Annotated in this window: 12 protein-coding genes and 1 pseudogene; 12 read left to right on the top strand and 1 reads right to left on the bottom strand. The window is 41.5% G+C overall.

Annotated elements, in window-relative coordinates; genetic code table 11:
• Nucleotides 1-1049: 1049 nt before the first annotated feature.
• Together HUG20_RS11515 and HUG20_RS11510 are read left to right on the top strand one after the other, a co-directional pair.
• Nucleotides 1050-1661, top strand: coding sequence for a helix-turn-helix domain-containing protein (locus tag HUG20_RS11515; protein WP_200084830.1), 612 nt, complete (start codon nucleotides 1050-1052; stop codon nucleotides 1659-1661).
• Nucleotides 1645-2235 (top strand): PIN domain-containing protein, encoded by a 591-nt coding sequence (locus HUG20_RS11510; protein WP_200084829.1) that lies wholly within the window; start codon nucleotides 1645-1647, stop codon nucleotides 2233-2235. Before HUG20_RS11515 ends, HUG20_RS11510 begins: the two co-directional genes overlap by 17 nt.
• A gap of 599 nt (nucleotides 2236-2834) precedes the next feature.
• On the opposite strand, the gene HUG20_RS11505 is transcribed toward HUG20_RS11510, so the two are convergent.
• Nucleotides 2835-3740 carry an LCP family glycopolymer transferase gene (locus HUG20_RS11505; RefSeq protein ID WP_200084828.1) on the bottom strand — a complete coding sequence of 302 codons (906 nt, stop codon included), beginning with the start codon at nucleotides 3738-3740 and terminating at the stop codon, nucleotides 2835-2837.
• A 159-nt stretch (nucleotides 3741-3899) separates the two neighbouring features.
• Between HUG20_RS11505 and HUG20_RS11500 the strand changes: the two genes are divergently transcribed.
• From HUG20_RS11500 to HUG20_RS11455, 10 genes and pseudogenes are all read left to right on the top strand, one after another.
• Nucleotides 3900-4655, top strand: coding sequence for a YveK family protein (locus HUG20_RS11500; protein WP_200084827.1), 756 nt, complete (start codon nucleotides 3900-3902; stop codon nucleotides 4653-4655).
• On the top strand, nucleotides 4627-5319 hold the full coding sequence (locus tag HUG20_RS11495; RefSeq protein ID WP_246476391.1) for a CpsD/CapB family tyrosine-protein kinase: 693 nt from the start codon (nucleotides 4627-4629) through the stop codon (nucleotides 5317-5319). The genes HUG20_RS11500 and HUG20_RS11495 overlap by 29 nt, the downstream gene beginning before the upstream one ends.
• A 62-nt stretch (nucleotides 5320-5381) precedes the next feature.
• On the top strand, nucleotides 5382-6155 hold the full coding sequence (locus HUG20_RS11490) for a tyrosine-protein phosphatase (protein ID WP_200084825.1): 774 nt from the start codon (nucleotides 5382-5384) through the stop codon (nucleotides 6153-6155).
• 13 nt (nucleotides 6156-6168) lie between these two features.
• Nucleotides 6169-7924: pseudogene (locus HUG20_RS11485) on the top strand (polysaccharide biosynthesis protein).
• 120 nt (nucleotides 7925-8044) lie between these two features.
• On the top strand, nucleotides 8045-9244 hold the full coding sequence (locus tag HUG20_RS11480; RefSeq protein WP_200084824.1) for a glycosyltransferase family 4 protein: 1200 nt from the start codon (nucleotides 8045-8047) through the stop codon (nucleotides 9242-9244).
• Nucleotides 9245-9260: 16 nt separating this feature from the next.
• Nucleotides 9261-10298 (top strand): polysaccharide biosynthesis protein, encoded by a 1038-nt coding sequence (locus HUG20_RS11475; RefSeq protein WP_200084823.1) that lies wholly within the window; start codon nucleotides 9261-9263, stop codon nucleotides 10296-10298.
• Nucleotides 10295-11404, top strand: coding sequence for a polysaccharide biosynthesis C-terminal domain-containing protein (locus tag HUG20_RS11470; protein WP_200084822.1), 1110 nt, complete (start codon nucleotides 10295-10297; stop codon nucleotides 11402-11404). Before HUG20_RS11475 ends, HUG20_RS11470 begins: the two co-directional genes overlap by 4 nt.
• A 2-nt stretch (nucleotides 11405-11406) precedes the next feature.
• Nucleotides 11407-12540: a non-hydrolyzing UDP-N-acetylglucosamine 2-epimerase gene (gene wecB / locus HUG20_RS11465; RefSeq protein ID WP_200084821.1), complete on the top strand. Its 1134-nt coding sequence runs from the start codon at nucleotides 11407-11409 to the stop codon at nucleotides 12538-12540.
• Between the two features lie 27 nt (nucleotides 12541-12567).
• The gene (locus tag HUG20_RS11460; RefSeq protein WP_200084820.1) at nucleotides 12568-13782 is read left to right on the top strand and encodes a glycosyltransferase; all 1215 of its coding nucleotides are present in this window, start codon (nucleotides 12568-12570) and stop codon (nucleotides 13780-13782) included.
• A 19-nt stretch (nucleotides 13783-13801) separates the two neighbouring features.
• The gene (locus tag HUG20_RS11455) at nucleotides 13802-14944 is read left to right on the top strand and encodes an O-antigen ligase family protein (protein WP_200084819.1); all 1143 of its coding nucleotides are present in this window, start codon (nucleotides 13802-13804) and stop codon (nucleotides 14942-14944) included.
• Nucleotides 14945-15013: the final 69 nt, after the last annotated feature.

Genomic DNA, 15013 nt, shown 5'->3' with positions numbered 1-15013 from the left:
GTCCGCAGATCATGTTCCAGAGGACTCCTTTGGCTTCTGAGCGGCGATTTGAGTCCGCAGATCATGTTCCAGAGGACTCCTTTGGCTTCTGAGCACTGTTTTGAGTCCGCAGATCATGTTGCTGAGGACTCCTTTGGCTTCTGAGCGGCGATTTGAGTCCGCAGATCATGTTGCTGAGGACTCCTTTGGCTTCTGAGCGGCGATTTGAGTCCGCAGATCATGTTCCTGAGGACTCCTTTGGCTTCTGAGCGGCGATTTGAGTCCACAGATCATGTTGCTGAGGACTCCTTTGGCTTCTGAGCGGTGATTTGAGTCCGCAGATCATGTTCCTGAGGACTCCTTTGGCTTCTGAGCGGTGATTTGAGTCCGCAGATCATGTTCCTGAGGACTCCTTTGGCTTCTGAGCGGTGATTTGAGTCCGCAGATCATGTTCCAGAGGACTCCTTTGGCTTCTGAGCGGCGATTTGAGTCCGCAGATCATGTTCCTGAGGACTCCTTTGGCTTCTGAGCGGTGATTTGAGTCCGCAGATCATGTTCCTGAGGACTCCTTTGGCTTCTGAGCGGCGATTTGAGTCCGCAGATCATGTTCCTGAGGACTCCTTTGGCTTCTGAGCGGCGATTTGAGCCCACAGATCATGTTCCTGAGGACTCCTTTGGCTTCTGAGCGGCGATTTGAGTCCACAGATCATGTTCCTGAAGACTCCTTTGGCTTCTGAGCACTGTTTTGAGTCCGCAGATCATGTTCGAAAGGACTTATCTGATACTAAACAGTTTTCTTTTTCATGCCAGAAGGTATTTTAAGGTAAATCAACGCGCCTGTGATAAATTATTCAGAGAGACGGCGGTTGCGCTTTGCACATCGAAAAAGATGAAAATCGTCCCACAAAAGGCGTTCGATTCGATGCGAAAGGTACGATAAAAAGACAATTGTATCCTGTGTATTCATGAAACCGTTTTTTATACCGACTATGTAATGTCATGAGCATGCATGATCGAAATGTTGAGTTTGTTGAAATTATATGCTAAGGTTAAAGATAAGGTGGTGGACGATGATGCAATTGATCAACCAAGAGCAAGATCATTTGTGGGAAAGTGTGCGAATACTTTCGCAAATAGATACAGAAAAGGCGCAAGCGGTTTTTAAAGCGACAGTTGAAAAGTCCCTTCAACAAGTGGATGTGCGTTTACCCGTTTTTGTCTCATTCCCATTATCTATATTAAACGAAGAGCATCTTTGTCAACTTCGTGAAATAGAAAAAAAGATGAGGAGTGCCTATGCTGATGGAAAAACTGAGGTAGCCTATGAGCATTTGGGAGAATATATTCAGCAATTAAGTCAAATGGCAGAAGATCCCTCCGGGTTTCAAAAGAAGTTGTTGGCTTCACTGTTAAACTCGCGGGACACAGCTGCAAAAGCTGATGTTGATTATTATACGCCTAATGAAGCAGCTAAAAAAATAGGCTTAAGCGATCAAACCATTCGACGAATGTGTGAGAACAAAAAATTTCCTCGGGCTTATAAAACCCAAGGTGGCCACTGGCGAATCCCGCAAGACTATTTTGTTACTACGTCGGAACAAGATGAAACCGCAGAGTCTTTATTGGAACGAATCGATCATAAAAATCGGGAGGTGGGGGATGTAGATGAATTTGATCTATGACGCCCCCACTCCACCAAAGATATTCATTGATACAACGGTACTGTGTGGGGCACTGCGGGTTGATGGCATAAATCGCAAAATTCTAAAAGCAGCTCGTTTGCCCCATTTATTTCAACCAGTTTTATCAAGGATATGTTTATTTGAATTTGTACGAAATGCCATTCAAGGGCTTGGAAAAGGAAACAAAATCGTTAAGTATGAGCAACAAGAGATTCAAGCATTCATAAATCACTTCTTGAACCCCATTTTTGATTTTTACATGGAATTACCGGTCAATAGTTTGATCGGTCGATATAGTGTGGAAACTATTGTCCGAGAACATCGTCCCATCGGAGATGTGTTAGTCGAGCTTAGTGATTGTGATCATGAAACATCTCGACAAATAGCTTCTACACAGGAAATGGCCGAACCGCTTCTTCGCTTTGACCAAGAAGATTTTCACGTTTGGATCACAGCTATTCAAGAATCCTGCGATTACATACTAACGACGAATCATCGCCGATTTCCATCTAATATTGGAAAAATTGAAAGAATACATCCAGGGGAATTTTATTCATACTTAGAGAACTATTAATGCGTAACGGGTCCCGCGCGTTCCATTCGTCAATCATCTCATAATAAGGCAACTGAACATAAAAAAGCTCTCAAACATGAGGGATTTTATTGTTTTTTACGTTCCTCACAAAATTGTGGTATAACGGACACATTAGTATGGAAACGCGTAAAAAATGTCCGAACCCGTGTCCATATACACAAGTTGTTTCCCCCGCAATGAAGGAAAGAGCAAAAAGGAAGCGAGCAGCACAGCTGCTCGCTAGTTATTGGAAAAAAAGGGGGGCGTGCAGTATCGAATATTTATTTTGGCGACCTAACGTGGGGGTCCGAAAGGCGTTAGGGCGTCAACCGGCACGAATGAAGCCCTAACGCAGGAATCCGCAGGTCGTTAGGTCGTCAACCGGCACGAATGAAGCCCTAACGTCAGCAACCGGCGCTCGTTAGGGCTTCATTCGGCTCAACGTTATCTGAGTGTTTATCAGCCGAAACTAACGATATATCAGCCAAAACCGGCACTTTATCAGCCAAAACAAAAATTTTTATCAGCCATTTCGTAATTAGCGCTTTCCCCAATTAATCTGGCACTTTGCAGCCACATTCTGGCACTTTCACGTTCGCTTAGTCTTCCAGTTCCAAATGCTCGCGTAGCTCATTCGTCACTTCCGCGCGCGACCCGTCGTCTATCAACTCGTAGTAAACTCCGTCAATCCGCGTCCCTTCGCCGGTCAATTCCAGCTGATCAATGTTATGCCTTGCGGACTCATAGCCGAGCAAGTCCGACATATCGCCGGAGTCCGCGCTCGTCTGCACGTTCGAGCCGACCGAATCCAGAATCGCGCCGACGCTTGTCAAAGAAGAGAACTGGGCGCCTTCGTCCAGCAACCCTTCAATCACTTCGCGCTGGCGCTCGGTGCGGCCGGCGTCGCCTTGCGGGTCCTCATAGCGCATGCGCACGAAAGAAAGGGCTTCGTCCCCGTTCAATTCCACTTCTCCTTCCGGAAAATGATGTCCGCCTTCTTCAAAGTCCAGGTTATTTTCCACGGTGACGCCACCGACGGCATCCACCATTTCTTCGAACCCGTCCATGTTAATGGTAGCCGTATAATCAATCGGCACATCCAAAAAGTTCTCCACCGTGTTAATCGCCATTTCCGTGCCGCCGAACGCGTGGGCATGGTTGATTTTATCTTCGGTGCCTTGTCCGACGATCTCCGTGCGCGTATCCCGGGGGATGCTCGCCATTTTCATCGAATCATCTTCCGGGTTCACGGTAAGGACGATCATCGTGTCCGTACGCCCGGACGTTTCATCTTCCGAATCAACCCCGAGGAGTAAAAAAGAAACCGGTTCTTCTTCCCCGAGATTGGTCGCCCCCTCGCGTAAATCGGAATGTTCCCGTTCCAGCGGGGCATGCATCCGGTCTGCGGTTGAGCTCACGGAAAAATAAAGATAGAGGGCGAAGCCCCCCACGACTAGGACTACAAGCGAAATGAGGACGCCAATTGTAATCAGAAATTTTTTCATTGCTATGTAATCTCCTTTTTGATATTAACCATGTATAATGGTACCATAGAAAACATTATTGTATCATAAAAAGAAAAAATATTTTTCGGGAAAAAGGTAGCATTTGTCCTAGGTATATATTATAGTAGACGTTGGAATTTAGCGGAACTGGAGGACATCATGGAAGAAACGATTAGTTTAAAAGAAATCTTTGAAACGTTGAAAAAACGTTGGCGCATGATTGCAGGCGTAACGATAGGTGCCGTCCTCTTGAGTGCGATCATTAGTTTTTTTGTCATGACGCCGCAATATGAAGCGACGACGCAGCTGCTCGTTAATCAAGGGCAGGAAGAACAGCAAAACGGCTCGCTTGAAGTCGGCGATATTGATACGAATGTGGAACTTATTAATACATATAGCGTCATTATTCAGAGCCCGGCAATCCTGGATTTGGTCATTGAACGAACGGAAGCGGATCGTTCCTATTCTCAATTAGCATCCCAAGTCGATGTGCAACCGGAAGGCGAATCGCAAGTCGTTGCGGTGTCGGTGACCGACCCTGACCCGCGTACGGCCATCACCCTCGTCAACTCCATCGCCAATGTTTTTCAAGCGGAAGTCGAGACGATTATGGACATTGACAACGTCAGCATCCTCGCAAGCCCCGATCCCGGGCAAGTGACGTCCCCAGTGTCGCCGCAACCGCCCTTGAACATGGCGATCGCATTTGTCGTCGGTTTGATGGCGGCGGTTGGACTGGCCTTTTTGCTCGAATTTCTCGATAACACGATCAAGGACGAAGATGATGTCGAAAAAGAACTGGGGCTTACCGCGCTCGGTTCCATCCCGGAAATCATAGCGTCAGACGCCAACAATGCCCAGTCTAAAACGCAAGGGAGGTCGCACCGTGTTCAAAAAACAACCGAGACAAATTAGCAAACGACGCTCTCTGATCACGCGCGAAAACCCGCGTTCGCCGATCTCCGAACAATTTCGGACGATCCGTACGAACATCCAGTATGCAGCCGTTGACCAAACGATGCAAGTGCTCATGACGACATCGTCCGGTCCTGAGGAAGGCAAAACGACGATCAATGCCAATCTCGCCGAAACGATCGCGCAGCAAGAAGAGAAGGTACTGCTCGTGGATGCCGACATGCGCAAACCGGCCGTTCACTATATGTTCTATCTGGCGAATCACACCGGCTTAAGCAATGTCATCACGAAGCAACGGGACGTTTCGGAAGTCGTCCAAACCACGAGCAATGAATTCCTCGACGTGCTTACATGCGGACCGGTCCCGCCAAATCCGTCGGAATTGCTCGGTTCACAAACGATGAAGCACTTTATTGAAGATTCACGCTCCTTCTATGACTATATTGTCATCGACACCCCCCCGGTCCTTGCCGTCACAGACGCACAAATTGTTGCCGGCATAAGCGACGGGGTTATGCTTGTTGTGGATAGCGGGCAGACGGAAAAAGAAGAAGCACGCAAAGCGACCGACCTCATCAAGCAATCGAACGCGAAAATGCTCGGCGCCGTCCTCAACCGACATGCCCAAACAAAAAGCAATTATATGTATTATTATGGAGGATAATACATTTTTCTGTTGAAATTTACTAGGACTATGTTAGTATTGAGGAAAAGATGGAGGGCACAATGATCGACATACATAGTCATATTTTGCCAGGCATTGATGATGGGGCCCCTCATATGCAGGAAAGTCTCTCGATGGCAAGGCAAGCCGTCGCGGACGGAATCACGCACATGATCGCCACCCCGCATCATCGGAACGGCCATTTTGATAATGAAAAAAAAGGCATTATGGAACAGGTACAAAGGCTGAACGACGCGATCGTCGATGAACGATTGCCGTTAATGGTTTTGTCCGGACAGGAAACACGTGTGTACGGCGAGATGGTTGAAGGTTTACGGACGGGGGAGCTTTGCACCCTCGTTGACGGCGGCCACTATTTGTTCGTGGAATTGCCGAGCGATCATGTGCCCCGTTATACGGGACGCCTGCTCTATGATCTTTTACAAGCGGAAGTGGTTCCCGTTATCGTGCATCCGGAACGCAACATGCAAATCTTGAAGGATCCCGCGTGGCTGTATGAAATGGTGAAAGGTGGCGCTGTGACACAGGTGACCGCGGCGAGTGTTACGGGTGATTTCGGCAAAACGATACGGAAATTCAGCGACCAATTAATTGAAAACAACTTGACGCACTTCGTCGCATCCGACACACATACGACGACGAAACGGCCCAATCGTCTGCGGGCAGCTTATGAAGCGTTGGAAAACAAATACGGAACGGATACGGTTTTATTTTTCCAAGAAAACGCGGAGCTTTTAATGAATCATCAATACGTCATGATGGACGAGCCGCAGCGGATTAAAAAGAAGAAGGCATTCGGTTTGTTCAACCGCTAAGGAGGTGAGGCGTATGACTTATCGGTGGCGTGTGCTCGTGATCATGGCCATTGACAGTTTAATCGTGTTGAGCGCGATTTTTATTGGGGCTTTTTTACTGTATGATGTATCCGGCTTACGGAGCGAGCTTTTTGTTGCAACGGCCATCGTGCTCGTCATCGCCCACCACATCTTCGCGTACATCTTCAAGATGTACAAAGGCGCTTGGCAGTATGCCAGTACAAATGAGCTGTTGCGCATTTTTTATGCTGTTACAGCTATCGATCATGGTAGCTGCGGCCGTGCAGGTGCTCTTTTTTGATACATGGACCGCGCGGGCGCTGACGGTAACCTGGATGCTACATATACTACTCATCGGCGGTACGCGCTTTGCGTGGCGATTGTATCGAGATGCCTACATAAAATCGAAAAACGGACACAAACGCACGCTCATTATCGGTGCAGGCGCGGGCGGCGCGATGGTCGCTCGCCAATTGAATGGGAGCCCGGAAACCGAACTTCGCCCCGTCGCCTACGTCGATGACGACGCGACGAAACAGCATTTGGAAATCATGAACATTCCCGTGGCGGGCACGATCTGTGAGATCGAACGCGTCGTGGAAAACTATCGCATCGAACATATCGTGATCGCCATCCCTTCCATGAAAAGGGACGAACTGCAGCACATTTACGAGACATGCATGGGAACGAACATTAAGCCGCAAATCATGCCGATGCTCGAGGACCTCATGAGCGGCAAACTGGAAGTCTCGCAAATCCGCGACGTGCAAGTGGAAGACCTCCTTGGCCGCGATCCCGTCGAACTGGACACGGAAGGCATCGCCGACACGATCACCGGCAAAGTCGTCCTCATCACCGGCGCCGGCGGTTCGATCGGCTCGGAACTGTGCCGCCAGCTGTGCAAATTCGACCCGGCGGAAATGATCCTGCTCGGACACGGTGAGAACAGCATTTACAGCATTCATATGGAGCTGAAAAATACGTACACGCACATCACCTTTGACACCGAAATCGCCGACGTCCAAGACGGCGAACGGATGCAAACGGTCATGGCGACATACGCGCCCGACGTCGTCTACCACGCCGCCGCGCATAAACACGTGCCGCTCATGGAAAAGAACCCGCAAGAAGCGGTGAAAAACAACGTCATCGGCACCCGCAACACCGCCGAAGCCGCAAACACCGCCGGCGTCCGCACCTTCGTCATGATCTCCAGCGACAAAGCCGTCAACCCGACGAGCGTCATGGGCGCCACGAAACGAATCGCGGAAATGGTCGTGCAGGATTTAAACAAGAAAAGCGCCACGCGGTTTGTCGCAGTGCGCTTCGGCAATGTGTTGGGGAGTCGCGGCAGTGTGATTCCGCTGTTCAAGAAGCAAATTGAAGCGGGCGGACCGGTAACGGTCACGCACCCGGAAATGACCCGGTATTTTATGACGATCCCGGAAGCATCACGTCTGGTCATTCAGGCAGGCGCCTTAGCCGACGGCGGCGAAATCTTCGTGCTCGACATGGGCGAGCCGGTGCGGATCGTTGATCTGGCGCAGAACTTGATTCGGTTCTCCGGGTTTAGTGAAGAAGATATTCGGATTGAGTACACAGGCATGCGACCCGGGGAGAAGATGTATGAAGAGCTGCTCGGGGATGAGGAAGTGCACGAGGAGCAGGTGCATCCGAAGATCTATGTGGGAAAGACTCCTATATTCGACATAAATGATATTGACCACGTTATTTATAACCAAATTACATTTAATAGTACTGATTTATGAAAGATATTACACGACATTTCTAATTTCAAGATGATTGCTGGTAATAGTAAAGCCATTGCAAAGTAAGCGACAGGTGAAAGTAACTTTAATGGACTCAGATATTCAGGGGCGGAGTTAAATTTGGATATTTTATATTTAGCCATTTCTTATCCTAAGGGACATGATAATTTATATAAAACATTAATGAAGAGCTTGGTTAAAAGAGGTCATAGCGTAACCGTAGTTGTAGCTGATGAACCTAGAAAAATAAACAAAACGACTTTTCAAATAGAAGATGGGATAAATGTTTTAAGAGTGAAAGTAGGAAATCAGTTAAAAGCTAATAGAATTGAAAAGGGTATTACAAATTTAAAAATTGAACCGTTCGTGATCCGTGCAATAAAAAAATATTTATCTAATGAAGCTTTCGATATAGTTACATATTCAACACCACCAGTAAACATGGCTAATGTTGTTAAATACTGCAAAGAAAGATTTCAGGTTAGAACCTTTTTAATGCTTAAAGATATTTTTCCGCAAAACGCTGTAGATATGGGCATGATTAAAGAAGGAAATTTGCTATATAAATATTTTAAAAGAAAAGAGCGCACTCTCTATAATAATTCTGATATCATCGGATGTATGTCGCAAGCAAATATAAATTATATTTTGAGGAATAATCCAGAAGTCGATGAAGGTAAAGTAATACTATTCCCAAATTCAATTAAAATACAAAGTGATAGTGTAGAACCAGATAATCCTGACCTTTCTGTAAGAGAAGAGTTAGGAATTCCAAAAGAAAAAACAGTATTTGTTTTTGGCGGTAACTTAGGAAAGCCTCAAGGGATAGATTTTTTGACGAAAGCTATTAATAATCTTGAAGATTATAAAGGAGCTTATTTTGTCATTGTTGGCAGTGGGACTGAGAAACGAAGAATAGAGAATAAATTAGGAGAAGCTACCAACACTATGGTATTGGACAAGATGGAAAAAGAAAAGTATGAAAGATTTATAACTGAATGTGATGTAGGCATCATTTCCCTCGACCATCGATTTACGATACCTAATTATCCATCAAGGACGTTGAGCTATATGTATAAGTCCTTACCAATTTTGGCTACTACAGATCGTAATACCGATATTAAGGAATTAGTTCAGGAAGAGGCTGAATGCGGTGTATGGTGTCATTCAGATGATGTGGCAGCGTTCAGAGAATGTGTTGTTAAACTTAGTGAGAATAAAAATCTTAGAAGAACACTAGGTCAAAACGGTAGGTCTTACTTAGAAGAAAATTTTTCTGTCGATAAAAGTGTAGATATAATTGAGCATCACTTCGCCTAATTCTGGGGGGATTCCTTTGTTTAAAGATAAAACATTGTTAATAACAGGAGGAACAGGTTCATTCGGGAATGCAGTGTTAGATCGCTTCCTTGAAACTGATATAAAAGAAATACGTATTTTATCTAGAGATGAAAAAAAGCAAGATGACATGAGAAGAAAATATAATAATCCTAAAATCAAGTTTTACATTGGAAATGTACGTGATCAAAGGAGTATTCAGGATGCTTTGTTTCAGGTGGACTATGTCTTTCATGCAGCTGCACTAAAACAAGTCCCTTCTTGTGAATTTTTCCCAATGGAGGCTGTACAAACCAATGTTATTGGTACGGACAATGTATTAACTGCAGCAGTAAATGCCAATGTAAAAAAGGTAATATGCTTATCTACAGATAAGGCTGCTTATCCAGTAAATGCCATGGGTACTTCCAAAGCAATGATGGAGAAGGTGTTTACTGCAAAAGCGAGAAATGTTCCCTCGGATCAAACTTTAATATGTGGGACACGTTACGGCAATGTTATGGCGTCAAGAGGTAGTGTCATCCCACTTTTTATTGATCAAATAAAAAAAGGGAAAAACTTAACGGTTACCGAGCCAACGATGACTCGGTTCATTATGAGCTTGGAAGATGCAGTTGAGTTAGTGATTTTTGCCTTTAAAAATGCGAGTACAGGAGATATTATGGTTCAAAAATCACCTGCTGCTACGATCGCTGATATTGCAACTGCAATTCAAGAACTCTTTCAGGTAAATAACAGTGTTGAAATCATGGGCATTCGACATGGTGAAAAGATGTATGAGACACTCTTAACGAAAGAAGAGGCGGCACGATCGATTGATAAAGGAAACTACTACCAAGTCCCAATAGATGATCGTGATTTAAACTATAAACCATTTTTTGATGAAGGGAATAAAGCATTATCTTTGATAGAACAATATAACTCAGATAATACCGACCAACTCAATGTTGAACAGGTCAAAGAGAAGCTATTGTCATTAGACTATATTCAATATGAATTAAAAACTTGGCATGAAACAAAGGAATTGATAAGATGAAGATTTTAATCACAGGAGCTAATGGGTTCATTGCCAAAAACTTAATTGCACAGTTAAAAGTAGAAGGATATGATGATTTATTAGTTTGCAACCGCAATACTACAGATGGAGCAATGGAGAAATATATAAAAGAGTGCGATTTTGTTTTTCATTTAGCAGGTGTTAACAGACCTGAAAACAATAACGAATTTACGGAAGGGAACGTTGAGTTCACTAAAACAATAATCGATATGCTGCAAACATACAGCAAGAATGTACCTGTACTCTTTACTTCTTCTATTCAAGCTGAAAATAATAATGCGTATGGTGAAAGTAAAAAAAAGGCTGAAGACGTCATCTTTAATTATGGAAAATCCTCAGGAGCGCCTGTGATGATCTATAGACTTCCTAATGCTTTTGGAAAATGGGCTCGTCCTAATTACAATAGTGTTGTTGCAACTTTTAGCTATAACATTGCTAATGATAAGTCTATCACAATAAATGACGAGGATCATCTACTGGAATTAGCTTATATCGATGACATCATAAATGAGTTCATTCTTTCGTTAAACGGTCAAGGTAGAAAAGTTGGTGAGTTTTACGAGATAACAACTACAACGAAAATTACTGTTGGCCAGTTAGCTAACAAATTATATGAATTCAAATCTAGTAGAGAAAATTTAATCATGCCATCTTTGGCAAATCAATTTGATAGGAATGTATATGCTACTTTCCTTTCTTATCTTAATAAAGATGACTTTTCCTACTATCTTAATAAAAATGAAGACAATAGAGGCTGGCTGGCAGAATTTATCAAGTCTAAAGAGATGGGACAAATATTTATTTCAAAATCAAAACCAGGTATTACGAGAGGTAATCACTGGCATCACACAAAAGTAGAAAAGTTTTTGGTTGTACAGGGAGAAGGCGTTATATCATTTCGAAATATTAATGATGACAAGGTTATCGAATATCATGTTAATGGTGAAAATCCAGAAGTTGTAGATATTCCACCTGGTTACACACATGCAATCAAGAACACAGGAGTGGAAGATCTTATTACCTTATTTTGGGCTTGTGAAATATTTGATCAAAACAATCCCGATACATATCGGGAAGAGGTGTAATAATGGCGGATAAATTAAAAGTTATGACTATCGTAGGTACAAGGCCGGAAATTATTCGTCTTTCTGAAGTGATTAAAGCTTGTGATCGATATTTTGATCATACGCTCGTACATACGGGGCAAAACTGGGATTATGCCTTGAATGAAATCTTTTTTGAGGAATTAGGTATAAGAAGCCCCAACTACTTTTTAAATAGTACTGGTGAGACTCTAGGTGACACAATGGGCGACATAATTGCTAAGTCATATGATGTTTTGACTAAAGTACAGCCCGATGCATTGCTTATTCTCGGTGACACAAACTCGGCTTTATCAGCAATAAGTGCTAAGAGATTAAAAGTGCCTATCTTCCATATGGAGGCGGGAAATCGCTGTTTTGATCAAAATGTACCTGAGGAAATCAATCGTAAAATAGTTGATCATATCTCGGATATAAATCTACCTTATACCGAACACTCCAGAAGATACCTACTTTCAGAGGGTGTTAGGAAAGAACATATCTTTGTCACAGGTTCACCAATGCATGAAGTATTAGATAAGCATCTTGAAGGTATCAATTCAAGCGATATATTAGATGAATTCGATCTTAAAAAAAATAATTATATCCTTGTTTCGGCTCATCGAGAAGAAAACATTGATGACGAGCAAAACTTCATTTCTATAATGTCTGCCTTAAACAGTCTGGGAGAGAAGTATGAGATGCCCATCATATATTCCACTCATCCTAGAACTCAAAAGTTTATCAATGAAAGGAATTTTGAATTCCATCCATTAGTAAAAAGTATTAAGCCATTTGGTTTTTTAGATTATAATAATCTCCAAAAAAACGCGTATTGCGTCTTATCAGATAGTGGAACACTTTCAGAGGAAAGTGCATTGTTAAAGTTCACTGGTGTATTATTAAGAACCTCCACTGAACGACCTGAAGTAATCGATAAAGGGAACGTTATCATTGGTGGAATTAATCATAAAGATATAGAGAGAGCTATAAACTTAGGGAGTATGATTGAAAAAAACAATAATGATGAGAATGAAGAAATACCTTCTGATTATAAGGATGATAATGTTTCACTGAAGGTAGTAAAGCTAATACAAAGCTATACAAGTATTGTAGATAAAACTATTTGGGGGAAATAGATATAAGCAAGAGAGTTGGAGTGTACCATGAATATATTAGTTTTAACTTCAGTGTACCCACAGCCAGATGATCCAAACAACTCAGGAGTGACCCCTGTTGTTCATTATTTTGCTAAAGAATGGGTCAAACAGGGACACAATGTATTGGTTGTTCACAACAGTAATAAATACCCTTCTTTTGTATATTTACTATCAGAAAGATTTAAAGGAACCATCAATTCAAAAGTTGGAGGATTTATTCCAAATAAAAATATTGGCGTATTAGATTATCAAATTGACGGGGTAAAAGTATTGAGACTACCTATCACGAAAAAGGTTCCCAGAAAGCCTTTTTCATCAAAACAAATCAATCATCAATACAATAAAATTAAGAGTTACTTGAAGGAAAAAAATTTTAAACCTGACTTTGTCACCGGTCATTGGGAAAACCCACAGATTCCCCTATTATCAATGTTCAAAGAGGATTATTCTTGTAAAACATCTATTGTGTTACACGAATTACATTACATTAAGAAAAGTAATAGATGGCTTAATACCTTAAGTCGTGATATTGACACTGTTGGGTGTAGATCAGTAAGTATGTCGCAAAAACTCTTAAATATTGTTGATACGAAAGATCCGTTTATATGTTATTCTGGGTTACCGAATGAGTTTATTGAGCATGCAGGTTATAATAAAGTACCAAAAAAAATTTTTAACGAGACACCTCTAAAAAATTTTGTTTATGTGGGCAGGTTAATTTTAAGAAAAAATATAGATGTGATTATAAAGAGTTTAAATGATGTTTATCCGAATAAGGACTTCAAATTGCATATAGTGGGTGAAGGGCCTGAAGAATCTAATCTAAAATCATTAGTCGCAGATTTAAATTTAGATCACAATATTGATTTTAAAGGCAAATTAAGTAGACCAGAAATTATGGACTTATTAAGAAGTTCTCAGGGCTTCATAATGGTCAGTGAGAGAGAAGCATTTGGTTTAGTATATTTGGAAGCGATGCTGGCAAATTGCATAGTCATAGGCTCAAAAAATGAAGGTATTGATGGTGTAATAAACAACAACGAGAATGGGTTCCTTTGTAAAAGTAACAGTGTAGAAAATCTAGTTGAGACATTAAATTATATTAATAAATTAGATGAAGAAACTAAAGAAAGAATCGCAAATACAGCTCTAGAAGCGGCCTTGAAGTTTTCTGATTCTAAAGTTGCTGAACATTACTTGAGAAATGCTGTTAAATCATAGGGTTAGGTTTTGAATACAAATGAACGAAAAAAAAATGTCTATCATTGCACTTAGTTTAGTTCCAAACATCTATATATTAAAAGTTCTGTTACCTACTTATTTAGATTTAACTGTATTTCTTTATGTAATTTTATTCTTTGTTTGTGTGAAAAAAATTTATAAAAATAAGGTGTTAATATTAAATAAAATTGACGCTCTGATAGCTCTTTGGATGTTAATATTGTTATTATCTTTATTTTATTCTTCGGATCAATATATGGGATTAATAAGGATCTTGCAACTTGTCTTTCTAGGTGTACCTTTGATTTATTTTTCAAGATTCATTATTAGAACGAAGAGTGACTTTCTTTTTTTTGTGAAGGCCTCTGTTATAAACTCAACTATTTTACAATCCCTAGTGATTGGGAATTTTATAATAGAGGGTATGCAAGTAAGCAGATTTGAGTTTTATGGTTTGAATCCTTTAGTGTTAGGGATGATAGCCTCTCTTACGATTATTTTTGTATTTAGCTTATTTGCGATTAATCGAATTAGTTATAGTTCCTTTACCATTACAATGCTAATAAGCACCTGGACATTACTTTTAAGTGGTTCACAAGGTCCCTTACTAAGTACCATAGCTGGCTTATTAATATTGTTGCCATTAATTAAATTTAATTTGAAAAAGATCACATTTATCCTGATTTTCTCAGCAGTAACAGCGGTATTCTTTCTTCAAATTAATCAGTTTACGTTAATTCTCGAAAGAGTTATGGAAGGGAGCGATGGGGATTCGATTTCTGCAAGGTTACAATTATACAGTGTGGCAGTTGATATAATTAGAGAAAATCCGTTAGTTGGAGCTGGAATAGGAATTTTTGGAAGCTACTACCCTCATAATCTTTTTTTAGAGATTTATGCAGAAGGTGGAATTCTTTTGCTATTAATCTTGTTGATTGCTTTTATATTAATAACAATAAAGCTCATGCATTATTTTATTTTTAATCGTAGCAATTTCTATTTAGGAACATCTTTAGCAATTACAATTGCGTCAATAACTGCTCTTTTATTCAGCTTTACATATATTAATGTAAAATTCCTTTGGATTAGTTTGGGTCTGCTATTAGTTGTTTCAACAACTCAATATACGTATGATTTACCAGATAAAGCCGAGAATAAATGAAAAGCTTAATATTGTTAAAGACTCTTAGTAAATTTACGAAAAACTTCGGAGATGGAAGAATTAACATGA

The sequence above is a fragment of the Salicibibacter cibi genome (genome assembly GCF_016495865.1).
GTDB lineage: Bacteria > Bacillota > Bacilli > Bacillales > Marinococcaceae > Salicibibacter > Salicibibacter cibi.
The sequence above is the reverse complement of the archived record's forward strand: the minus strand, read 5'-3'. Positions and strand labels throughout refer to the sequence as shown.

Coding starts and splice junctions, on each gene's coding strand:
- HUG20_RS11510 (WP_200084829.1), top strand. CDS start 1,645: ATGAATTTGATCTATGACGCCCCCACTCCACCAAAGATATTCATTGAT.
- wecB (WP_200084821.1), top strand. CDS start 11,407: ATGGCGGATAAATTAAAAGTTATGACTATCGTAGGTACAAGGCCGGAA.
- HUG20_RS11470 (WP_200084822.1), top strand. CDS start 10,295: ATGAAGATTTTAATCACAGGAGCTAATGGGTTCATTGCCAAAAACTTA.
- HUG20_RS11490 (WP_200084825.1), top strand. CDS start 5,382: ATGATCGACATACATAGTCATATTTTGCCAGGCATTGATGATGGGGCC.
- HUG20_RS11505 (WP_200084828.1), bottom strand. CDS start 3,740: ATGAAAAAATTTCTGATTACAATTGGCGTCCTCATTTCGCTTGTAGTC.
- HUG20_RS11500 (WP_200084827.1), top strand. CDS start 3,900: ATGGAAGAAACGATTAGTTTAAAAGAAATCTTTGAAACGTTGAAAAAA.
- HUG20_RS11515 (WP_200084830.1), top strand. CDS start 1,050: ATGATGCAATTGATCAACCAAGAGCAAGATCATTTGTGGGAAAGTGTG.
- HUG20_RS11460 (WP_200084820.1), top strand. CDS start 12,568: ATGAATATATTAGTTTTAACTTCAGTGTACCCACAGCCAGATGATCCA.
- HUG20_RS11455 (WP_200084819.1), top strand. CDS start 13,802: ATGAACGAAAAAAAAATGTCTATCATTGCACTTAGTTTAGTTCCAAAC.